21 protein-coding genes are annotated in these 21,497 nt (G+C 34.8%); 16 read left to right on the plus strand and 5 right to left on the minus strand.

What is annotated here, in order from left to right; genetic code table 11:
- Positions 1 to 341: 341 nt before the first annotated feature.
- Positions 342 to 3,785 (plus strand): pyruvate carboxylase, encoded by a 3,444-nt coding sequence (locus tag HHH54_RS02595; RefSeq protein ID WP_198617281.1) that lies wholly within the window; start codon positions 342 to 344, stop codon positions 3,783 to 3,785.
- 76 nt (positions 3,786 to 3,861) lie between these two features.
- Here the strand turns inward: HHH54_RS02595 and HHH54_RS02600 are convergent, their stop codons facing one another.
- Positions 3,862 to 4,770 carry a COX15/CtaA family protein gene (locus tag HHH54_RS02600; RefSeq protein WP_198617282.1) on the minus strand — a complete coding sequence of 303 codons (909 nt, stop codon included), beginning with the start codon at positions 4,768 to 4,770 and terminating at the stop codon, positions 3,862 to 3,864.
- 207 nt (positions 4,771 to 4,977) lie between these two features.
- Here HHH54_RS02600 and cyoE point away from each other — a divergent pair, with 207 nt between their 5' ends.
- The 4 genes from cyoE (at position 4,978) to HHH54_RS02620 (ending at position 8,088) form a co-directional block, all read left to right on the plus strand.
- Complete coding sequence (cyoE, locus tag HHH54_RS02605) at positions 4,978 to 5,889, plus strand: heme o synthase (RefSeq protein WP_198617283.1); 912 nt, start codon at positions 4,978 to 4,980, stop codon at positions 5,887 to 5,889.
- Positions 5,890 to 5,923: 34 nt separating this feature from the next.
- Positions 5,924 to 6,379 carry a DUF420 domain-containing protein gene (locus tag HHH54_RS02610; RefSeq protein ID WP_432813788.1) on the plus strand — a complete coding sequence of 152 codons (456 nt, stop codon included), beginning with the start codon at positions 5,924 to 5,926 and terminating at the stop codon, positions 6,377 to 6,379.
- Between the two features lie 202 nt (positions 6,380 to 6,581).
- Complete coding sequence (locus HHH54_RS02615; protein WP_198617285.1) at positions 6,582 to 7,655, plus strand: CAP domain-containing protein; 1,074 nt, start codon at positions 6,582 to 6,584, stop codon at positions 7,653 to 7,655.
- A complete protein-coding gene (locus HHH54_RS02620) occupies positions 7,648 to 8,088 on the plus strand; it encodes a YlbF/YmcA family competence regulator (protein WP_198617286.1) in 441 nt (146 codons plus the stop codon). Before HHH54_RS02615 ends, HHH54_RS02620 begins: the two co-directional genes overlap by 8 nt.
- 88 nt (positions 8,089 to 8,176) lie before the next feature.
- On the opposite strand, the gene HHH54_RS02625 is transcribed toward HHH54_RS02620, so the two are convergent.
- Positions 8,177 to 9,115, minus strand: a complete 939-nt coding sequence (locus HHH54_RS02625) for a lysophosphatidylglycerol phospholipase D (protein WP_198617287.1) — start codon at positions 9,113 to 9,115, stop codon at positions 8,177 to 8,179.
- 152 nt (positions 9,116 to 9,267) lie between these two features.
- Between HHH54_RS02625 and HHH54_RS02630 the strand changes: the two genes are divergently transcribed.
- Entirely contained in the window at positions 9,268 to 9,531 is a 264-nt protein-coding gene (locus tag HHH54_RS02630; RefSeq protein ID WP_198617288.1) for a DUF2129 domain-containing protein, read from the plus strand.
- On the opposite strand, the gene HHH54_RS02635 is transcribed toward HHH54_RS02630, so the two are convergent.
- Positions 9,523 to 9,912 (minus strand): DUF7147 family protein, encoded by a 390-nt coding sequence (locus tag HHH54_RS02635; RefSeq protein WP_198617289.1) that lies wholly within the window; start codon positions 9,910 to 9,912, stop codon positions 9,523 to 9,525. The two genes, HHH54_RS02630 and HHH54_RS02635, sit on opposite strands and share 9 nt — an antisense overlap.
- A gap of 61 nt (positions 9,913 to 9,973) precedes the next feature.
- Here HHH54_RS02635 and rsmD point away from each other — a divergent pair, with 61 nt between their 5' ends.
- Together rsmD and coaD are read left to right on the plus strand one after the other, a co-directional pair.
- Entirely contained in the window at positions 9,974 to 10,525 is a 552-nt protein-coding gene (gene rsmD, locus HHH54_RS02640) for a 16S rRNA (guanine(966)-N(2))-methyltransferase RsmD (protein WP_198617290.1), read from the plus strand.
- Positions 10,518 to 11,012: a pantetheine-phosphate adenylyltransferase gene (gene coaD / locus HHH54_RS02645; protein WP_198617291.1), complete on the plus strand. Its 495-nt coding sequence runs from the start codon at positions 10,518 to 10,520 to the stop codon at positions 11,010 to 11,012. Before rsmD ends, coaD begins: the two co-directional genes overlap by 8 nt.
- 92 nt (positions 11,013 to 11,104) lie before the next feature.
- Here coaD and HHH54_RS02650 read toward each other — a convergent pair whose 3' ends face one another.
- The gene (locus tag HHH54_RS02650; protein ID WP_198617379.1) at positions 11,105 to 12,235 is read right to left on the minus strand and encodes a nucleotidyltransferase; all 1,131 of its coding nucleotides are present in this window, start codon (positions 12,233 to 12,235) and stop codon (positions 11,105 to 11,107) included.
- Positions 12,236 to 12,361: 126 nt separating this feature from the next.
- Between HHH54_RS02650 and HHH54_RS02655 the strand changes: the two genes are divergently transcribed.
- The 5 genes from HHH54_RS02655 to pheT all read left to right on the plus strand — a co-directional run bounded on the left by HHH54_RS02655 (position 12,362) and on the right by pheT (position 17,789).
- Entirely contained in the window at positions 12,362 to 12,892 is a 531-nt protein-coding gene (locus HHH54_RS02655) for a YceD family protein (RefSeq protein WP_198617292.1), read from the plus strand.
- A 54-nt stretch (positions 12,893 to 12,946) separates the two neighbouring features.
- On the plus strand, positions 12,947 to 13,120 hold the full coding sequence (gene rpmF / locus HHH54_RS02660; RefSeq protein ID WP_198617293.1) for a 50S ribosomal protein L32: 174 nt from the start codon (positions 12,947 to 12,949) through the stop codon (positions 13,118 to 13,120).
- A 128-nt stretch (positions 13,121 to 13,248) separates the two neighbouring features.
- A complete protein-coding gene (locus tag HHH54_RS02665; RefSeq protein WP_198617294.1) occupies positions 13,249 to 13,995 on the plus strand; it encodes a TrmH family RNA methyltransferase in 747 nt (248 codons plus the stop codon).
- 331 nt (positions 13,996 to 14,326) lie between these two features.
- Positions 14,327 to 15,397, plus strand: coding sequence for a phenylalanine--tRNA ligase subunit alpha (pheS, locus tag HHH54_RS02670; RefSeq protein WP_198617295.1), 1,071 nt, complete (start codon positions 14,327 to 14,329; stop codon positions 15,395 to 15,397).
- Positions 15,384 to 17,789, plus strand: a complete 2,406-nt coding sequence (pheT, locus tag HHH54_RS02675; RefSeq protein WP_198617296.1) for a phenylalanine--tRNA ligase subunit beta — start codon at positions 15,384 to 15,386, stop codon at positions 17,787 to 17,789. The genes pheS and pheT overlap by 14 nt, the downstream gene beginning before the upstream one ends.
- Positions 17,790 to 17,845: 56 nt before the next feature.
- Here the strand turns inward: pheT and rnhC are convergent, their stop codons facing one another.
- On the minus strand, positions 17,846 to 18,763 hold the full coding sequence (gene rnhC, locus HHH54_RS02680) for a ribonuclease HIII (RefSeq protein ID WP_198617297.1): 918 nt from the start codon (positions 18,761 to 18,763) through the stop codon (positions 17,846 to 17,848).
- Between the two features lie 149 nt (positions 18,764 to 18,912).
- On the opposite strand from rnhC, the gene zapA reads away from it, so the two are divergent.
- The 3 genes from zapA to polX all read left to right on the plus strand — a co-directional run bounded on the left by zapA (position 18,913) and on the right by polX (position 21,483).
- Complete coding sequence (gene zapA, locus HHH54_RS02685) at positions 18,913 to 19,179, plus strand: cell division protein ZapA (protein ID WP_198617298.1); 267 nt, start codon at positions 18,913 to 18,915, stop codon at positions 19,177 to 19,179.
- A gap of 1 nt (position 19,180) precedes the next feature.
- Positions 19,181 to 19,699 (plus strand): CvpA family protein, encoded by a 519-nt coding sequence (locus tag HHH54_RS02690; RefSeq protein ID WP_198617299.1) that lies wholly within the window; start codon positions 19,181 to 19,183, stop codon positions 19,697 to 19,699.
- A gap of 74 nt (positions 19,700 to 19,773) precedes the next feature.
- Positions 19,774 to 21,483: a DNA polymerase/3'-5' exonuclease PolX gene (gene polX, locus HHH54_RS02695; RefSeq protein ID WP_198617300.1), complete on the plus strand. Its 1,710-nt coding sequence runs from the start codon at positions 19,774 to 19,776 to the stop codon at positions 21,481 to 21,483.
- The last annotated feature ends 14 nt before the right edge of the window (positions 21,484 to 21,497 follow it).

Genomic DNA, 21,497 nt, shown 5'->3' on the forward strand with positions numbered 1-21,497 from the left:
CATAAATATCTCTCCTTAATTAGTTTGTTGGTACTTACAATTATAGAGGTATTTGTGCCGTTTTTATATTAAAAACTAAAAAATAACGGCTAGTGAATATTTCACCAACCGTTAAAAGTATAGAACCATTATTTCACTAACCGTTATTGTTTTGATAAACAGACATGTGCCTTTTAAAATGAAAATAGACTATCGTTTTTAAAATATTATTATAAGCAATAACTTTAACTTATAACATAGCTAAAAAAATGATTATAAACATCTATTATTAACTTTGAAAATAATGGGATATAATTTAATGTGTATTTTCTAAAAATTCAGAATGACAGGAGGCTATGTCCATGAACAAAATACATAAAATACTTGTTGCAAATCGTGGAGAAATTGCGATTCGTATTTTCAGGGCAGCAAGCGAATTAGGCATAGAAACTGTAGCGATTTATTCTACAGAAGATAAAGGGGCATTGCATCGCTATAAAGCGGATGAATCATATTTAGTAGGAGAAACGTTAAAGCCAGGAGAAAGCTATTTAGACATTGAAAGTATTATACGTATTGCTTTAGACGCTAATGTCGATGCGATTCATCCAGGGTATGGATTTTTAAGTGAGAACAAAACATTTGCAGAGCGATGTCAAGAAGAGGGGATTATTTTTATAGGTCCTGAGACACGTCACTTAGAGATGTTTGGCGATAAAGTTAAAGCGCGTACAACTGCGATAAATGCTGGCCTTCCTGTGATTCCAGGTACAAATGGTCCGATACAAGATTACCGAGAAGCACAAGCATTTGCAGATTCGGCAGGCTATCCTTTAATGGTAAAGGCGACTAACGGAGGCGGCGGTAAGGGGATGCGTATTGTTCGACATGAACAGGAACTTGAAGAAGCATTTGAACGTGCACAATCCGAAGCTAAAAAATCATTTGGAAGTAGTGAGGTTTATATTGAAAAGTATATTGAATCTCCTAAGCATATTGAAGTTCAGATTATTGGAGATACACATGGACATGTTGTGCATCTCTATGAACGTGATTGTTCTGTTCAAAGACGTCATCAAAAAGTTGTTGAAGTCGCTCCATCCGTCAGTTTAAAGCAAGAGTTACGTGAGCAGATATGTAAAAGTGCAGTAGACCTCATGACGCAAATTGGTTACGTTAATGCAGGAACTGTTGAGTTTTTAGTTGCTGAGGATGCGTTTTATTTTATTGAAGTGAATCCGCGTGTACAAGTTGAACATACAATTACAGAGATGATTACAGGTGTGGATATTGTAAAGAGTCAAATTTTAATAGCAGATGGAGAGGACTTGCATCAAGATGCAATTGGTATTCCATTGCAACAAGAGATTCAAACGTTAGGTTATGCGATTCAATGTAGAATCACGACAGAAGACCCCACACAAGATTTCATGCCAGATACAGGACGTATCGTTGCTTATCGATCAACAGGGGGATTTGGTGTACGTTTAGATGCTGGAGATGCATTTCAAGGTGCAGTGATTTCACCATATTATGATTCACTACTCGTCAAAATCTCTACACACGCATTAACTTACAAAGAAGCACGTGAAAAGATGGATCGTTCATTACGTGAGATGAGAATTCGTGGTGTCAAAACTAATATTCGCTTTTTAAGTAACGTAATTAATCATAGCCAATTTATTTCAGGAGACTATACAACACATTTTCTAGATCAAACACCAGAACTTTTCATCATTACACCTTCAAGAGATAGAGGAACCAAGACATTAGAATATATAGCCAATGTCACTGTCAACGGTTTTCCTAGTGTGGAAAAAAGAACAAAGCCGCATTTTGAAAAAACTGTAATTCCACATGTAAAGTCTATTGAAGGTAACTATCAAGAAAATGCGAAACGTATTCTAGATACAAATGGACCGAAAGCTGTATCAGGCTGGGTAAAAGATCAAGATGAAGTATTAATTACAGATACAACTTTTAGAGATGCACATCAATCGTTACTCGCAACACGAGTGCGTACACACGATTTATTAAATATTGCTCCCCAAACTGCTCAGGTGATGCATGATAATTTTTCACTTGAAATGTGGGGTGGTGCAACGTTTGATGTTGCGTTCAACTTTTTAAAAGAAAATCCATGGGAACGCTTAAAGTCTTTAAGAAAAGCTATCCCTAATGTGTTATTCCAAATGTTATTAAGGGCTTCTAATGCTGTAGGTTACAAGAATTATCCAGATAATGTTATTCAGAAATTTGTATCTGAAAGCGCTCAAGCCGGTATTGATGTATTTAGAATTTTTGATGCGTTGAATTGGGTAGAACAAATGAAAGTAGCGAATGAAGCGGTTCAACAGGCGGGAAAAATTTCTGAAGGTACGATTTGTTATACAGGTGATATTTTAAACGTACAACGTTCTAATATTTATACAATAGATTATTATGTTCAACTTGCAAAAACACTAGAGCGTGAAGGTTTTCATATGCTAGCGATTAAAGATATGGCAGGTTTATTAAAGCCACGTGCTGCTTTTGAACTTATTGGAGAATTGAAAAAGGCCGTTGATATTCCGATACATTTGCATACGCATGATACAAGTGGAAATGGTATTTTAACTTATAAGCAAGCAATAGATGCTGGAGTTGATGTTATTGATACGGCGGTTGCTGCAATGTCGGGGTTGACGAGTCAACCAAGTAGCAACTCACTTTATTATGCAATGAGTGGATTTGATCGCCCTATACGTATGGATATCGAAGGACATGAAGCATTATCGCATTATTGGGATACAGTACGTCCTTTTTATAGTGATTTTGAAAGTGATATGAAATCACCTCACACTGAAGTCTATCAACATGAAATGCCAGGAGGACAATATTCAAACTTGCGTCAACAAGCAAAGAGTTTGGGACTTGGTGAACGTTTTAATGAAGTTAAAGACATGTATCAACGTGTCAATATACTATTTGGAGATATTATAAAAGTAACCCCATCATCTAAAGTAGTTGGTGATATGGCATTATACATGGTACAAAATGACTTAGATGAAGGAAGGGTTATTGAAGAGGGTCATAAATTAGATTTTCCGGAATCAGTAGTGTCCTTTTTTAAAGGTGAAATTGGTCAACCTGTAAATGGATTTAATCCACAACTTCAAGAAAAAGTGTTAAAAGGTCAAACGCCTTTAACAGAAAGACCCGGGGAATACTTGAAACCTATTGATTTTGAAGCTATGAGAAGCTCATTAAAAACATTACAGGACGAAGCGATTACAGAGCAAGATTTAATCAGTTATGTATTGTATCCAAAAGTTTATGAACAGTATATTAAGACTTACCAACAATTTGGCCAAGTTGCTCTTTTAGATACACCGACATTTTTCTTTGGTATGCGAGAAAACGAAACAATCGAAATTGAAATAGATAAAGGGAAAATATTAATTATTACATTAAAAACAATTACACAACCAGATGAAAAAGGGTTTAGAACTGTATTTTTTGATATGAATGGTCAAGCACGTCGTATTCAAGTTAAGGATGAAAATATCAAGACGGCGCATTTATCTAAAATAAAAGCAGATGCTTCTAATACTAATCACATCGGTGCACAAATGCCTGGGACTGTAATAGAAGTTAAAGTTCAAGAGGGAGAAAGTGTATCAGCAGGTCAATCATTATTAATTACTGAAGCAATGAAAATGGAAACGACAGTTCAAGCGCCTTTTGATGGCAAGGTCAAACGTATTCACGTGATAACAGGCGATACGATTGAAACGCAAGATTTGTTGATTGAAATGACAACATAATTAAGGCATACAAAAAAGCTATGAAACATGGATGGACATGAAGTCTTATGTTTCATAGCTTTTAATTTAAGTTGTATTATTGTTCTCCACGGTTTGATCTTAGTATCAATAGAAGGAAATAAGCAATCATTCCGAATAGATATGTGATAAATAAAGCGTGGAATAAAGCAATAATGATATTTACTTCTGTAAATATAGATAATGCACCTGTTAAAGCTTGCAGTAATACGAGAATAAATGTAGCTGTATAACCATAGTGAATTGTTCTAATATTAGAGTAGTTTTTAACAGCGTGTATATAAGCAACGAGTACAATTATAAATACACATCCCGCTAAAAAGCGATGCGCAAGTTGTACCCAATCTTGAGTCGTATGTGGCACGAGATCACCAAACGGTAGAGGCCAAGAACCATATGCTAGACTCGCATCTGCATGTCTTACAAGAGCCCCTGTATAAATACCTACATATGTAATGATAGCCATTAACCAAGTTAAAACTTGAAGCGGCTTATGAATATGTACGATATTCGCTTCATATTTTTGATCTAAACCAAAAATAATCAATGTCAGTAAAAATACTGATGAAAAACTAATTAAAGAGATACCAAAGTGGAGTGCAAGTACGTAATCATTTTGTTGCCAAACAACTGCAGCAGCTCCAACTAAAGCTTGAATAATTAAAAATGCTACGCTAATGATACTTAAAGGCTTAACTTCTTTTACGTGACCGATATTTTTCCATGCTGTAATGACCAACCATAATACAATGATTAAGGATAGACCAGATACAGCTCTATGACTTAATTCAATTATTGTTTCGATTGGTAAGTTTTGAGGTAAAAGAGCGCCATGACATAAAGGCCAATCAGTACCACAACCATCTTCAGAACCTGTTTTTGTAACCAATGCACCGCCAAGCTGAACCCAAGTCATAATGAGCGTAGCCACTACTGATAGCCATTTTAGGTTGCGCTTACTAAACAATGCTAAACACCCCATTATCATAAATTAATATTATTTTGAATATACATTCAGGCTTATTATAACAGAAAAAATATCTATTGATATGTAAAAATTTGAATGTTTGAAGAATGTCGTTAAAGTGTCATAAATTCTCCTTATTTCATCTAGTCAAGTTGGTTTCTTTAAGCTATCATATATAGTATATGACAATCTAAAGGGGGGTATTGAATGTCAAAAGCGGATGTAGCAAGTCCAGCTACGGGACGTTTAACATATAGAGAGTTCAAAGAAATTATTAAGTTAGGTCTTGTTCAAGGCAACTTAATTCCAGCATTTGCGGGAGCTTGGTTAGCAGTAGTTATGACACAACATGCCTTTTTGTCGTCAATTCTGCAGATTATCATTACACTAATAGGCTCAGCACTGATTATGGGTGGTGCGTGTGCGGTTAATAATTATTATGACCAAGATATTGATAAAATTATGCCAAGTAAACAAAATAGACCTACAGTGAACGATCGTATATCCGGGCGTCATTTAGTTGTATTAAGCTTTGGTATGATTATTCTTGGAGAAGTTTTACTTTTCATGATTAACATTCCAGCAGGTGTTATTGGATTAGCGGGTGTAGTTGGCTATATTTCATTATATTCAATATGGTCAAAACGTCATACAACTTGGAATACTGTCGTAGGTAGCTTCCCAGGTGCAGTACCGCCACTGATTGGATGGGTAGCTATAGATGGTCACTTAAGTGTTATGGCTTGGGCATTATTTTTAGTGGTATTTTGTTGGCAGCCTGTTCATTTTTATGCATTGGCGATTAAACGTAAAGAAGAATATGCTATGGCAAGCATACCGATGTTACCTTCTGTAAAAGGATTTAAACGTACTCGTATTGGTATGTTTATATGGTTAGTAGCTTTATTACCACTGCCATTTTTAATGCAAGATTTGGGCATTACTTTCATGGTTTTAGCTACTTTACTAAATATTGGTTGGATAATTTTAGGTTTTACAAGCTTCAAAGCCTCAACAAAAGAAGTAAAATGGGCAACTTTAATGTTTGTTTACTCACTTAATTACCTTGTCTTGTTTTTCGCACTTGTTGTGGTAGTTTCTTTGATTAAGATGATTTAATTTTGAAAAGAGTGAGGATGAAATAATGGATTTAATGAGAATCTTACCCATGATTAGTACAGCATGTATATCAATTAGTGCTATATTTGTTGCAATTGGATGGCGTCATATCTATATGCGCCGCATCGAAAAACATAAAAAAAATATGTTAATCGCAGCAACATTAGCTGTTATTTTCTTTATCATTTATGCAAGCCGTACAATCTTTTTAGGGAATACAGCTTTCGGTGGACCAGATGCAATTAAGCCTTTTTATACGATATTCTTAATTTTTCATATTGTATTAGCTACAGTTGGTGCGGTATTTGGTATTATTCAAATTACAACAGGGTTAAAAGAAAAGTATCATATTCATCGAAAAGTTGGACCAACTGCATCAGTTGTATGGTTTGCAACTGCAATTACAGGTCTTGTTACGAATATTTTACTTTATGTATTGTACCCAGGTGGCGAAACAACTTCATTATTACGTGCAACATTCGGTTATTAAATCAGATTTAATAATGAATTGAATATGAGTGTACATTAAGGTGGTTAAGCGCAATAGACGTTGTGTTTAGCCATCTTTTTATTTAGATACTAAATAGTATTTGAATTAAGAATTGAAACTTTTTACATTCTTCCGTTTAAAAAAATTTATAAACATGCGACAATAAAGTTTATAAGAGTTTTGAAAAGAGGAGGGGACGACTTTGAAAGGTATTTTAATTAAAATATTAGGCGTTATGTTACTTGTTGTATTTTTAGTTTATTTATTTTATTCCCCTCAACTCGAATTTGATGTTTTAGAAAATCCAAATCAATCTAAGACGGAAAAAAGCAATAGTACACCTACGAAGCATCTCGAGCAAAACATGAATCCTAAATTAACATCTGGCTTAGGCACGATGATTGGCCAACCTATTGGCAAAGTTACCGAAAAATTAGGTGAACCGGATCGCACATATCATTACTTAAAAAAATATAAAACATCAATTTATCAAAAAAAAGACGCATATATCATTGTGTTATCAGAAAAACAGAAAGTAAAATCGATTTATTTAACTGGCCAAGGATCTCGTGACTTGTCAGGACCAATTAAAGTTAATGATGATGCTACAAAGTTATATAATTCGTATTCAATGAACACCGAGCCTCAATTTGAATTAAATCACAAAAAATATCACTTTGAGTTATCTGATTTTGATATCAAAACACAAGCTTTAATTCAATTAGAAAACACCTATACGCAAGTGTTTATTGATCAACAAAGCAATCGTATATTAGGTGTTCGTTTCTTAGATAAGGAAGCATTAGTAGATATTAATCCTTACTCGGATAAAATTAATGAGCCTTTGACAGATGAAGCTCTGGAACAAGAAGATAAGAAACAAACTCCGGATCAAACCAAAAACCAACTTTTAACAATGTATGACTTAACAAATGAAATGAGAAAGTTAAATCAAAGAGCGCCCTTAGAAGTAAATTCGACGCTTGAAAATGTAGCAACAGTTGATTTATTTGATGTAGTAGACCGTGCTAATGCTGATTTTAGAGAAGGTCACTTGATCGATTTAATCAATCAAACACGATTGGATTATGACTCTGTTACACAAAATGTCGGCTACAATTTTAATGATGTCCCAACTGTGGTTCATGGATGGATAAATTCAGATACACACCGCTCTAGAATGTTAAATGCAGAGTATGATGAAATGGGCGGAGAAGTTGATCGGCAGTATTATATGTTAATATTCTTGGGAAAAGGGGAGGATAAAAATGTTTGATTCTGAAGTGATGCAGATTCTTGATGAAGTAGATAATCTTGCTGATATGATACAAGATTCTCAGATTTTTCAACAGTATGAAAAGGCAAAAGAAACACTCGAGAATGATACGGAAGCAAAAGCTTTATATCGTGATTTTATGAAGATTAGAGATCAATATACAGATGTACAACGTTTTGGTCGATACCACCCGGATTATCAAAAGATTATGCTAGAAACAAGACGTAAAAAAAGAGCTTATGAAATGCATGATACAGTTGTACAATTTAAACAAAAAGAAACAGAACTTCAAAAATTATTAGATGAAGTTGCTTCAATTATTGCTTCAAGCATCTCATCACATGTTAAAGTAGATGCGGGTTCACCGTTTGCAAAGAATCAAATCGGTTGCGGTTGTGGTTCAGGTGGACAATGTGGATGTAGTGTTGGATAAATGAATTATAAAGAGCAGTTAAGAGGTTGAGGGAGTTATAGAAACTATCTCAACCTCTTAAATTTAACTCAATCTCAAAACTTCGAAATTAATGGAATGATGAATGGGTATCAATACTATTTAAAAATTGACGACCTAATTCTGGTCGATCTGTTACGATTGTATGGACACCCATTTGGTATAAATCATGCATTAAATCAACGCTATTGATACCATAAAAGCCTGGTATAATATGACGTTTATTTAACCATTTAATTAATATAGGTTGTACTAGTGAAATACCTTTGAAAGTCGTAGGAAGTTGAAAAGTATCTGCATTGCCGTCATATAGATGACTTAAACCGGTATAGAGTTTTAAAATTGCATCTGTTACTTCTGCTTGACTTGCACCAATTGCAATAGATTGATCTTGATATAAATTAAAACGTTCAATTTGTGACTTATAAAAGCTAGTAACGAGCACACGATCTTCTGCATGATTACGTTTGATAACATCGTATAAACGTTTCGCTGCAATACTGCCTTCATAACTATCAGGATGATCCTTAATATCTATATTTACGAGTTGTTTAGGATAACGTTGAAGTAATTCGTCTAATGTAATTATCTTAGCATCCGGGTGATTGCGATAGGGTGTATTACCGTTGATGTCTTTAAAATGGTACCCAGCATCTAAACTTTTGAGTTCTTCAAGTGTATGATTTGCGACAAGACCTGAGCCATTTGTTGTACGAGTCACATCTGCATCGTGAAAGACAATGACATTTTCGTCCTTACTCATACGAATGTCAGTTTCAAATCCATTTAAGCCCATCTCTACAGAATGATCAAAGGCTAAAAAAGTTTGTTCTGGTCTTTCATACATACCGCCTCTATGACTGAATAGATAGGGCGTGGGGTGTTTGAAGAATGGTTTTATTTCACGTGTTGACGGTGGTGTCTTAAATTTCTTAAGTAGCATTGCACTACCTACAATTCCTGATATTCCCACAATAGTACGAGAGACGAACTTATTCATCTTAGTCATTTTGAGCACTCCTTTAACATGCATTGATGATTTTATTTTACTATAATATTTGAAATAACAGTACTAAAGTAGTGAAATATTTTCCTGTTAATAGGGACGTACCGCTTCAATGCTTATGTATGATAATATTAAATTAAAGGTGAGGTGAAAATATGGAGATAGTCCAACGTGAAAAACTAATCATTTACCTGAAAAATATGAAGCATGAGCGACATATTCGTAAATATGGTCATATTGTTTATGCAAATAAAAAAGAAAAATATATTATGATGTATGTCACTCAAGATAAGGTTGATGACGTTGTAAATAAATTAATGAAATTAAAGTACGTTGAAAAAATAGAAGGCTCACCTTATAAATATTTAAAACAAATTTATGAAAAAGAATCACATGAACAAACGCATGGATTACTCTAAAGCAGGTATCCAATGTTGAAGGCGTAAGACGCTTTTTAAATAGTTAAAGTATAAATCTAGCTCTGGATAATCTTCTGGAGGGTGAACGTCTATACCTACTGTTTCAATATGGTAAGGCTCGATAAATGATTGGATGAGTTCATATTTGCGATTTGTGTTTGGATAAGGATAAGGTAATGCATTTAACATGATATACATCGCTTGGAATTTTCTGCCTTCTGTAGGGTTCATAATAATAGCTACGGAAGACAATAACTTTTCAGATTTTGGTGTATGAAAGTAAATAATACGAGCGATTCTCTGATGATTATAGGCAATTAACGTTTTAAACTCGAATAAATCAGTTAAACCATGGCCTAGAACGATAAACGATTGTTGCATCAGATGACCTCCTTTTTAGTAAAGTATATAAAAAATGATATCGGAATGGAAGTGTTTGTGAATGCGTGTGATTTCTGGAAAACATAAAAGTAAACCTTTAGAAACATTATCAGGTCGAAATACAAGGCCGACGATGGACAAGGTGAAGGAAGGGATTTTTAACAGCTTATTTGAAGTTGAAGGTATAGGACTTGATTTATTTGCTGGAAGTGGCGGACTTGGTATTGAAGCATTATCTCGTGGAATGGATAAAGTGATTTTTGTCGACCAAAACATTCGCGCAGTTCAAGTGATTCAACAAAACCTTAAAAATCTCAACTTAACGTCTCAATCTGAAGTGTATAAAACTAATGCCGATCGCGCTTTGAAGGCACTCAGTAAACGAGATGTTCAATTTGATATTATATTTTTAGACCCGCCATACGAAAAAGGGCTTATTGATAAAGCGTTAGTAAAAATTGGTGAATTTGATTTATTAAAAAATGATGGTATTATCGTGTGTGAGTTTAGTCATCGTGAATCAATAGAAATTGCACCTTTTGTAGAAGTGAAACGATATCACTATGGCTTAACAGATACTTGTATTTTGAAAAGAGGAGAACAACATGGTTAATACGAAAGCTGTCATACCAGGAAGCTTTGATCCAATTACAAACGGACATATAGACATTATAGAACGAAGTGCCGATCGTTTTGATGAGCTATTGGTTTGTGTTCTCAGAAACAGTAATAAAAAGGGGACATTTACGCCAGAAGAACGTATTAAATTAATTAAAGATTCAGTGGCGCATCTTCCAAATGTATCTGTCCACTCATTTGGTGGGTTACTTGTCGATTTTTGCGACAAAATGGGAGCGACGACAATCATTCGTGGATTGCGTGCAGTGAGTGACTTTGAGTATGAATTGCGTCTAACATCCATGAATAAAAAGTTGAATGAAAAAGTAGAGACGCTTTATATGATGACTTCTACAGATTATTCATTTATTAGTTCAAGTGTTGTTAAAGAAGTAGCTCAATATGATGCTGATATATCTGAATTTGTGCCCCCCAATGTTGAAAAGGCACTGCTCCAAAAGTTTAAGCACCTTAACTCTTAAAAGTATATAATTAAGAAAGCGTGTAATTTAAGGTTAGGACATCTGAAGTGTTTTAAATGATGACCTAGCCTTTTCTTGATTACACGGTGCGTCTAATATAGAAATACAGGAGTATTAAAATCGTCTTGCTCATTATCTGTGAGCAGATTATAAACGTGAGTCGCTTTAATCTCATCATGAAAGAAATGGGCATTTTGTTTATTCACATTCGTAATAAAAAAGCGATTGGTATAGCGTTGTTTAAGTGTTTTAAGATATTGACGGCCTTGTGATGTCATCGCAAGTATACGTACACCTTGAATCGTTTTATCGACATCGCTGTATTTTACATTTAACAAGATATTCATCAGTAAACGTTGAATATGTGTGTAGGTATAGCGTTTTGTTTTTAAATTTTGCATTAAATTTTCATAATCAGTTGAATTACGGATAGCTTGATGTAGACGGTTTTCAAACCCTTCACTCATTGTATAAATGTTTTGTAGTTCGGACTTGGAACGTTGATATATTGACAGTTGCAACATTCGAAAAAGACGATTTTGATTTGTAAAAGGATGAATGAAGAATGGGTGACTTTCGTTTGGAACCATACTCATCCATTCTTTACCATTATTGATAATGTCTTGTCGAATGGCTGATCCACTTGCAAACGAGTCATGGGTGAGTGCATGTTGGTGATGTTCTGAATGTACTCGCTTAATTGTGTAAGGTTGGATGGAAGAATGTGAGTTAATCAGTTGTTTAAGATAACTGATACCTAAAGTATTATTAGGGTATTTTAAAACTGACTCGTTTGTTTGCTCCGAAATAATTCGAGCGTAACTTTTTCCTTCTTTCAGTAAAGTTTTAAACTCTGGTGTTTTTTCAATCGCAACAAGCTTTTGAGCGACCTTTTGCAACGTTGAGATATCGCCTGACTCACTGCCAAAACATAATGAATCTGCGTCTAGGTATTCTGCGACTTTAATGCCCATTTCTGCGAATGTATCACTTGATGACAATGATCCTATCAATGGTAGCTCTACAACTAAATCGATTTCTGTACTTGCCATTTTTGCCCGTTGAAATTTACTATATAATGCAGGCATTCCACGCATGACAAACTGGCCACTCATAATTGCGATAGATATATCAGCTTGAGTGACTTTTTTAGCCTGTTCTGCATGATATTTATGGCCGTTGTGAAAGGGATTATATTCAGTTATAAGTGCAACGCTTTTCATTTGCATTCTATCCTTTCGTGTCTCATTATGAGTATTGTAACAGAAGATAACTTGTTAAGAAAAAATCTTGACAAGTTTCCCATCAAAAGTTAAAATAAATTTTGTGCTTGTTAGAGGTGAAGCCATATGAAATGGTCAATAACACAATTAAGAAAATACCAAGGACAACCTTTTGAATTTAGTCAAACACTAGACTTAAGTGCACTAATCAAAAAGCTCGACTTGATTGATATTTCACCAGTTGAAGCGGATGGTGAGTTGCATATTAAAGATAATGAAGTTGTTGCAGACTTACATCTAAGTGGAACTTACACAATGCCTTGTGCACGAACTTTAGTTCCAGTTGAAGTACCTTTTGATACATCAACAACAGAAGTGTTTGATTTAGATGGGTTGTACGAGGATGAAGATGATGAACATTATCATCTTGTTACAGATGGCATGATCAATCTTCGTGATATTGCAGAAGAAGTTGTCATGCTTGAGAAACCAATGCGCGTTGTTGCTGAAGATAGTGACAACATGTTAAGTGGTGGACAAGGTTGGCAAGTTATTGACGAAGATGATTTGGATAATGACCCATCTCAAGATGATTCAGAAAAAGCAGTCGATCCAAGGCTTCAAAAATTACAACAATTATACGATGATAATGATTAGACGCGCACGTGTTTGCGTAACGTCATAACAATCGAGTAAAAGGGAGGATTTATCATGGCAGTACCAAAAAGAAGAACTTCTAAAACTAGAAAAAACAAACGTCGTACACACTTCAAATTAGCAGTACCAGGCATGCAAGAATGCCCAAACTGTGGTGAATATAAATTATCTCACCGTGTATGCCCAAATTGCGGAACTTATAAAGGCGAAGAAGTCGTTTCTAAATAAGTGTAATTTGGTAATTGAATAGCTATTCAAAATCGTTTTGACTTCTTACATTTAGATGTTAAAACGATTTTTGTTTAGGTAGAAACGTTAATTGTTTTATGCGAAATAATCCATGAGTGAGGAGAATTATGGAACAAATTACATCAGTTCAAAATAATAAAATTAAAAATTTTAATAAACTTAAGAAAAAGCGCGTTAGAGATCAACAACATGAAGCAATAATTGAAGGTTTCCATTTAATTGAAGAAGCTTTGGCAAGTGATATTAAGATTAAACAACTTTTCATGATTGAACCTGATCGAGTGTCGGAAGGGATTAAGAGTGCGGCAGAATTTTGTTTTCAAATCACACAAAAAGTAGCTGAGTCATTATCAGGGACTGTGACGCCTCAAGGTATTTTTGCAGTGATTGAGAAACCAGATGTACAAATAAAAGATGCAAAACGTGTATTAGTGCTAGATCGTATTCAAGATCCAGGTAATTTAGGGACGATTATTCGTACAGCTGATGCAGCCGGATTAGATTTAGTGATTTTAGCAAAAGGTACAGCTGATGTCTATCAAGATAAAGTGCTAAGAGCAAGTCAAGGTAGCGTTTTTCATATTCCTACTCAAGTCGTTGATGATGTGGTACAGTATGTTTCTGATTTTGAGGGACCGGTATATGGTACTGCATTAATCAATGCAACACCTTACCATCAAATTGAAGCGAAGCAATCACGATTTGCTTTAATTCTTGGGAATGAAGGAGAAGGCATTGACTCCAATTTACTTCAACAGACAACGCAAAATATTACAATTCCGATTTATGGCAAAGCTGAAAGTTTAAATGTAGCGATTGCAGCAGGTATTCTCATGTTTCATCTTAGAGGTTGAATCTTTTGTAAAGTCTCTATATAATAGCAGTATTAACAGTTTCATATTTGCTTATAAAAAGACAAAAACTATTATCGGAGTAGTTAAGGGAAGGTTTACAGTAACTGAGAGTAAATCTCTACTTACATAGTTTGTTCACTTTTTTAGCTACTTAAAGAGATTTAAGTCGGATTTATGACCGTTATCATTATATATGAAAGTGTGCGTATTTTGTGATGCGTAAAACTGGGTGGTACCACGGAAAGACTTCGTCCCAAATTGTATGGGAAGGAGTCTTTTTTACTTTTAAAGGTTCGTAAGTTCATAAATAATAAATCAAGGAGGAATGGACATGGCACAAAACGAGGAAATGGCCAATATTCAACAACAGGCACTCATTGATGCTAATGAAGCACAAGATGAAAAAGCACTACAAGATGTTAAAGTGAAGTACTTAGGTAAAAAAGGATTAGTCACTGGTTTAATGAAACACATGAAAGATTTACCTAAAGAAGAAAAACCAGCGTATGGTCAACAGGTTAATGAAGTAAGACAAGCAATTGAAAGTGTAATTGGCGAACGCCAACAGCTACTTGCTGAAGCACGTCTTAATCAACAATTAGCTGAAGAGTCTATTGATGTGACGTTACCAGCACGACCTATGGCAAATGGTGCCAAACACCCTTTAACGCGTACGGTAGAAGAAATCGAAGACCTATTTTTAGGGTTAGGTTATGAAATTGTGACGGGTTACGAGGTTGAAAAAGATTATTATAACTTTGAAGCATTAAACCTTCCTAAATCACACCCAGCACGAGATATGCAGGATAGTTTTTATATTTCTGAAGATACATTATTACGTACGCATACATCACCAGTACAAGCACGTACAATGGAACAACGTAATGGTAAAGGACCTGTTAAAATTGTTTGTCCAGGTAAAGTGTATCGTCGCGACTCTGATGATGCGACACATAGTCATCAATTTACACAAATCGAGGGCTTAGTTGTAGATGAAAATATCAAAATGAGTGATCTAAAAGGAACTTTAGAGCTCCTTGCAAAATCATTATTTGGTGAAGATCGTGAAATACGTTTACGCCCAAGTTATTTTCCATTCACTGAACCTTCAGTAGAAGTAGATGTCTCTTGTTTTAAATGTAAAGGTAAGGGGTGTAACGTATGTAAACATACAGGATGGATTGAAATTTTAGGCGCTGGTATGGTACATCCAAATGTTTTAGAAATGGCTGGATTTGATCCGAATCAGTATTCAGGATTTGCGTTTGGGATGGGACCAGACCGTATCGCAATGTTGAAATATGGTATTGAAGATATACGTCATTTTTATACAAATGATGTGCGATTTTTAGATCAATTTAAAGCTGTAGAAGATAGAGGTGAAGATAATGCTAATCTCTAAGGAATGGTTAGAAGAATATGTAGATATTGATGTTTCGATCGAAGCATTGGCTGAACGTATTACGAGAACAGGTATTGAAGTAGATGATGTGATTGATCTCACTCAAAATATCAAAAATCTCGTTGTGGGCTATGTGGAAGACATTGAACAACATCCAAATGCAGACAAATTAAAAGTGTGCCAAGTTGATATTGGTGAAGCAGAAAATGTGCAAATAGTTTGTGGTGCACCAAATATTGATAAAGGACAAACTGTGATTGTAGCTAAGGTCGGGGGCCGTTTACCAGGTGGTGTCAAAATTAAGCGTGCGAAACTACGTGGTACTGTTTCTGAAGGTATGATTTGTTCACTTCAAGAAATTGGTATTTCAAATCAAGTTGTACCAAAAGTATTTGAATCTGGCATCTATCAATTTAAAAATGCGATTGAACCTGGCACAGATGCATTAAAAGCACTTTATCTAGACGATCAATTAATGGAGTTTGACTTAACGCCAAACCGTGCAGATGCTTTAAGTATGCTTGGTACTGCGTATGAAGTAGCGACACTTTATCAAAAAAAGGTTCAAAAGCCAAGTGTTGAATTTAATGAAGAAAAGGCTTCTGCAAGTGATGAAATTAAAGTTACAGTAAATAATAAAGATAAGGTTCCATATTATAGTGTACGTGTAGTAAAAAATGTAACTATTGAACCTTCTCCTGAATGGATGCAATCACGATTAATGAAGGCAGGTATTCGACCAATTAATAATGTCGTCGATATTTCAAACTATGTTTTATTAGAATATGGTCAACCACTTCATATTTTCGATCAAGACCAAATTGGTTCTAAAGAAATTGTTGTTCGTCATGCAGAAGCTGATGAAATAATGACAACACTAGACAATGAAGAACGTAAATTAGATGCTTCAGATATTGTCATTACAAATGGTCAAACACCTATCGCATTAGGTGGTGTAATGGGTGGCGATTTTTCTGAGGTGAGCGAAAAGACACAAAATGTAGTCGTAGAAGGCGCCATTTTTGACCCTGTATCCATTCGACACACTTCACGTCGTCATAATTTACGTAGTGAATCATCAAGTCGCTTCGAAAAAGGAATTGCGACAGAATTTTTAGATGAAGCAGTAGATCGTGCTTGTCATTTACTTGAAACATTAGCGTCAGGTAAGGTCTTAACTGACCGTGTTGCTGTGGGGCAATTAGGTGCACGTATGACAGAAATTGATATTACAGCAGATAAAATTAATCGTACCATCGGATTTGAATTAACTGAAGATGAAATCATTAATATTTTTAATCAACTTGGATTCGAAACAACGACAAAAGATGACATTATCACAGTAAGTGTTCCATCTCGTCGTAGAGATATTACAATTCAGGCAGATTTAATTGAGGAAGTTGCTAGAATTTACGGTTATGATAATATTCCATCAACGTTGCCTGTATTTGAAACAGTCACAAATGGTCAATTAACAGATCGTCAATATAAAACACGTGTCGTTAAGTCCGCTTTAGAAGGTGCAGGTTTGTCTCAAGCGATAACGTATGCTTTAGTAGATCAAAATCGTGCTACAGCATTTACGACTGAATCTCGTTCGACAGTTCAAGTCCTTATGCCGATGAGTGAATCATATTCTACATTACGTCAAAGTTTAATACCACATTTAATCGATGCAACACAATATAATGTTGCTAGAAAAAATCAAGATATTGCACTTTATGAAATCGGCAATGTCTTTTTAGGCAATGGTGAAAATGAGTTGCCTGATGAGACGGAATATTTAAGTGGTATCATGACAGGTACTTTTATGTCAAACGTATGGCAAGGTAAAAAAGAAGACGTAGATTTTTATGTGGTCAAAGGTGTTGTTGAGCGTATTGCTGACAAGTTAGCGTTAACGTTTGATTACGAAGCTAGCGAAATCGATGGATTACATCCAGGACGTACTGCAAAAGTTTTACTGAACAATGAACCTATTGGCTTTATTGGAGAACTGCATCCATTAGTTGCTAAGGACTATGATTTATCACGTACGTATGTGTTTGAATTAAATTATGAAAAATTAATGCAACAATCAGTGGGATATATTAATTATACACAAATACCAAAATTTCCAGGTGTAGCACGTGACATTGCGCTTGTTGTGGATTCTGAAGTACCAGCACGTCAACTAATTCAAATTATTAAAGCGAATGGTGGGCATTTACTTAAAGATGCTCAAGTATTTGATGTGTATGAAGGATCACATATTGAAAGTGGTAAAAAATCAGTTGCGATTCATTTAGAATATTTAGATGCCGAAAATACACTAACAGAAGAAAGAGTAGCTGAAGTTCATGAAGCAATTTTAGAAGCATTAGAGCGTGAAGGTGCTTCGTTAAGAGGATAATTGATATAAATGAGGTTGGACAAACCATAATCCAACCTCATTCTTTTTAAATTGATTTATATTTTCCGATCTACTAATTTACGTGCTTTTTTTCGATTGGCAAAGTGTTGTTTCGTTATATTATCTAACGTAGTCAGCCCATGTTTTTCTATAATTTGAGCAGCAACTAAATCCACTTTTTTGCTTGCACCTTTTGGAATATCGATATGATAACGTTGCGACAATTGATCCATATGTTTCACAAAAGCATATCTTGAAATAATACTTGCAGCTGCAATCGCAATTGATTTAGATTCTCCTTTAGTTTCAAATTGAGTTTGCTGCATTAAAGGGACATCGTCTAGTGCGTAGTGTTGATATACTTCACGTTCCGCAAATTGATCGATAACAATATAATCCAATTCAGATGCATCTATTTTTTTGAGCACGTTTTTAATACATTCATTATGAAGTACTGATTTCATTTTGACTTGGGACCACCCAGTTTGTTGCTTGTCATTGTACTTTGGATTATTTAATACAAGTAAAGAATGTGGTAAAAAAGAAACAATCTGTTCTGCAAGTTCTACAATTTTGTCATCTGTTAATCGCTTAGAATCATCTACACCAAGTTCTTTTAGGACTTGAGCATGTTTTTTAGAAACATAACAAGCACAGGCAGTGAGTGGGCCAAAGTAATCACCGCTTCCCGCTTCGTCACTACCAATACAATTGAATTGATTGTAAGGGATATGTTGATTTGGTGATGACGAAGTGTCTGATGTGTGATGTTCTATACCTAGTAACATTGCAACAACCGACTCTGCATTTTGACCTTGAAACATGACTTTGTGAGAGTGGTATATGGTTATCATAGTACCGTTATATTTGACGCGCCCTCGCATACCAGGACCTAAATGTGTTATTTCAAAATTTAAAGTGCTTTCAAGTTTTTCAATTTCATCTAATGTTAATTTTTTTACAATATTCGCCATTAAATTATGACCTCTTTTCTTAAATTCCTTTCTAAGATTAACATATTTAATTTAGATTTTTAATTATGTTATGAAACATACACAAATAGAGTTTTCTCGTGTATAATGAAGCATGATACTAATTATTAGAAAAGGCTAGGTGAGTAAAGATGGGCGAATTTAAAAACCGAATTAACGTCACGATAAACGATCAAAATTATACGATCGTTGGCGAAGATGATCCTGAACATATCCGCTATGTTGCTGACTTAGTTGATCGAAAAATTTCTGACTTAGGTCGTCGAAATGCTGGATTAGATTCTGTGCGTAAGTCTGTATTGACAGCAGTTAACGTGATGCATGAACTTGTATTACTTGAAGAGGAAAATGCGCGCTTAAGAGAAGAAATCCAACGTTTGAAATATAAGGGAGACTAACGTGTACGAGTTCATTGGTGTTATCGTAATAATTGCATTTATTTTAACAGGTTTTTATAAAGGGGGGTTAACGACAACCCTTTATTTTCTAGGAACTGTGTTTGCAATATGGTCTGCACACCAATTATATCAACCATTTAGCGAACGATTACAATTATTTATTCCTTTTCCAAAAACAGTTGCGTTTGATATACACTATGCCCTTCCTTTTGATCAACCTAGTGTGCACTTTGTAAAACTAATAGGTTTTATTTTAATAGTGATTGTAGTGAAAATTTTATTACGATTTGTGATGAGTAGTATGAACCATTTTCTTGAGACGATATCACGACACATGCTTTCGAGAATCGTTGGTGCTATTGTTGGAATGGGTTCAGGTCTTATCGTTTTACATTTCATGTTTTATGTATTTGCGTTATATCCAAATCACTTGCTACAATCGTCATTGAAAACATCCATAGTAGGTCAGTGGATAGTACTTTATATTCCTTTTTTATCGGATATTACATTGAATTTATAGTGAATGATAATAGCTAGGGGCTGGAACGTGGTTCAAATAAGACGTTTCAACCTCTTTTTAATGAGGTGGATGAAGTGACAAAAAAAGATGTGATTCGATTATTAGAAACCATAGCAACATATATGGAATTGAAAGGTGAAAATACATTTAAAGTGTCTGCTTATCGAAAAGCAGCACAAAGTTTAGAAGTAGATGAACGTACCTTAGAACAAATTGAAGATGTCACAACGCTTAAAAATATCGGAAAAGGCGTTGGAGAAGTGATTAATACTTACATTGAAACGGGTGAATCACCGGTTCTTGACGAATTAAAAGAAGAAGTGCCAAGTGGTTTAATTCCATTATTGAAAATTAAAGGCCTCGGAAGTAAGCGTATTGCTAAATTGTATCAGACGCTTAATATTACAGACAAAGCATCATTTCAAAAAGCGCTTGAAAATAACGAAGTCAGCGCATTAAGTGGATTTGGCAAAAAAACAGAACAAAATTATTTGGAAGCTGTAAAAGCTTTAGGAACAAGAAAAGAAAAATATCCTATTAATTTAATGATTCAACTTGAAAAAATCATATCTGATTATTTAAGTGAATGCAGCGAGATTGAACAATATCACGTTGCAGGTAGTTTTCGACGTATGAAAGAAACGAGTAAAGATTTAGATTTTATCATTAGCACTCGTGAACCATCCTCTGTTCAATCCCATTTATTAGATGTGCCTCATAAAGTAGAGGATGTTGCAGTAGGTGCTACTAAAGTTTCTTTAGATTTAGAATATGATGATGAAGTTATTGGTGTTGATTTTAGAATTGTTGAACCTGAAAGTTTTCATCATACCTTGCAGCACTTTACAGGATCCAAAGAGCATAATGTCAAAATACGACAAATTGCGAAAGCTCGAAAAGAAAAAGTCAGTGAGTATGGTATTGAGCAATCAGATGGTTCGCTTTTACAATTGGATAGTGAAAAAGCAATCTATCATCACTTCAATGTTGAATGGATTGAACCAGCGATGCGAGAAGATGGTTCTGAATTTGACAAAGATTTATCGCAAATCATTACGATTGATGATATTCAAGGTGACATCCATATGCATACAACCGCAAGTGATGGCGCATTAAGCTTACGTGAAATGGTTGAAGCGAATATTCAAAAAGGATATCACTTTATGTGTATTACTGATCATTCAAAAAGTTTACGTGTTGCGAATGGATTATCGATTGAACGATTATTAAAGCAAAATGAAGAAATCAAAGCATTAAACCAAGAATATCAAGAGATTGACATTTATTCCGGTACAGAAATGGACATTCTTTCAGATGGTACGCTAGATTATCCAGATGATGTGTTAAAAGAGCTAGATTATGTTATTGCGGCTATCCACCAAAATTTCAATCAATCTGAGCAAGAAATTATGCATCGACTTGAAAGTGCATGTCATAACCCTTATGTCAGACATATTGCTCACCCTACCGGACGGATTATTGGACGTCGTGAAGGTTATCAAGTAAATATGGAACAATTGATCCAAATGTGTCGTGAAACAGGTACTGTGCTTGAAATTAATGCAAATCCACATCGTTTAGATTTAAACGCTCAAGTTTTACGTCAATATCCAGATTTAAAATTAACGATAAATACAGACGCGCATCATCAAGAGCATTTAGATTTTATGAAGTACGGGGTTGCAACAGCTCAAAAGGGATTTGTACGAAAAGAACAAGTGATTAATACGTTGTCGAGAGAGGCATTTAAAGCATTCGTGCAACAATCTAAGCAATCTAAATAGAAAATGAGGGATTT

The sequence above is a fragment of the Staphylococcus canis genome, from assembly GCF_016238445.1.
GTDB lineage: Bacteria > Bacillota > Bacilli > Staphylococcales > Staphylococcaceae > Staphylococcus > Staphylococcus canis.

What these genes read in the sequence shown, in the direction of transcription:
- HHH54_RS02595 (WP_198617281.1), top strand. Translation starts at nt 342, where the DNA reads ATGAACAAAATACATAAAATACTTGTTGCAAATCGTGGAGAAATTGCG.
- cyoE (WP_198617283.1), top strand. Translation starts at nt 4,978, where the DNA reads ATGTCAAAAGCGGATGTAGCAAGTCCAGCTACGGGACGTTTAACATAT.
- HHH54_RS02610 (WP_432813788.1), top strand. Translation starts at nt 5,924, where the DNA reads ATGAGAATCTTACCCATGATTAGTACAGCATGTATATCAATTAGTGCT.
- HHH54_RS02620 (WP_198617286.1), top strand. Translation starts at nt 7,648, where the DNA reads ATGTTTGATTCTGAAGTGATGCAGATTCTTGATGAAGTAGATAATCTT.
- HHH54_RS02625 (WP_198617287.1), bottom strand. Translation starts at nt 9,115, where the DNA reads ATGACTAAGATGAATAAGTTCGTCTCTCGTACTATTGTGGGAATATCA.
- HHH54_RS02630 (WP_198617288.1), top strand. Translation starts at nt 9,268, where the DNA reads ATGGAGATAGTCCAACGTGAAAAACTAATCATTTACCTGAAAAATATG.
- HHH54_RS02635 (WP_198617289.1), bottom strand. Translation starts at nt 9,912, where the DNA reads ATGCAACAATCGTTTATCGTTCTAGGCCATGGTTTAACTGATTTATTC.
- rsmD (WP_198617290.1), top strand. Translation starts at nt 9,974, where the DNA reads ATGCGTGTGATTTCTGGAAAACATAAAAGTAAACCTTTAGAAACATTA.
- coaD (WP_198617291.1), top strand. Translation starts at nt 10,518, where the DNA reads ATGGTTAATACGAAAGCTGTCATACCAGGAAGCTTTGATCCAATTACA.
- HHH54_RS02650 (WP_198617379.1), bottom strand. Translation starts at nt 12,235, where the DNA reads ATGAAAAGCGTTGCACTTATAACTGAATATAATCCCTTTCACAACGGC.
- HHH54_RS02655 (WP_198617292.1), top strand. Translation starts at nt 12,362, where the DNA reads ATGAAATGGTCAATAACACAATTAAGAAAATACCAAGGACAACCTTTT.
- rpmF (WP_198617293.1), top strand. Translation starts at nt 12,947, where the DNA reads ATGGCAGTACCAAAAAGAAGAACTTCTAAAACTAGAAAAAACAAACGT.
- HHH54_RS02665 (WP_198617294.1), top strand. Translation starts at nt 13,249, where the DNA reads ATGGAACAAATTACATCAGTTCAAAATAATAAAATTAAAAATTTTAAT.
- pheS (WP_198617295.1), top strand. Translation starts at nt 14,327, where the DNA reads ATGGCACAAAACGAGGAAATGGCCAATATTCAACAACAGGCACTCATT.
- pheT (WP_198617296.1), top strand. Translation starts at nt 15,384, where the DNA reads ATGCTAATCTCTAAGGAATGGTTAGAAGAATATGTAGATATTGATGTT.
- rnhC (WP_198617297.1), bottom strand. Translation starts at nt 18,763, where the DNA reads ATGGCGAATATTGTAAAAAAATTAACATTAGATGAAATTGAAAAACTT.
- zapA (WP_198617298.1), top strand. Translation starts at nt 18,913, where the DNA reads ATGGGCGAATTTAAAAACCGAATTAACGTCACGATAAACGATCAAAAT.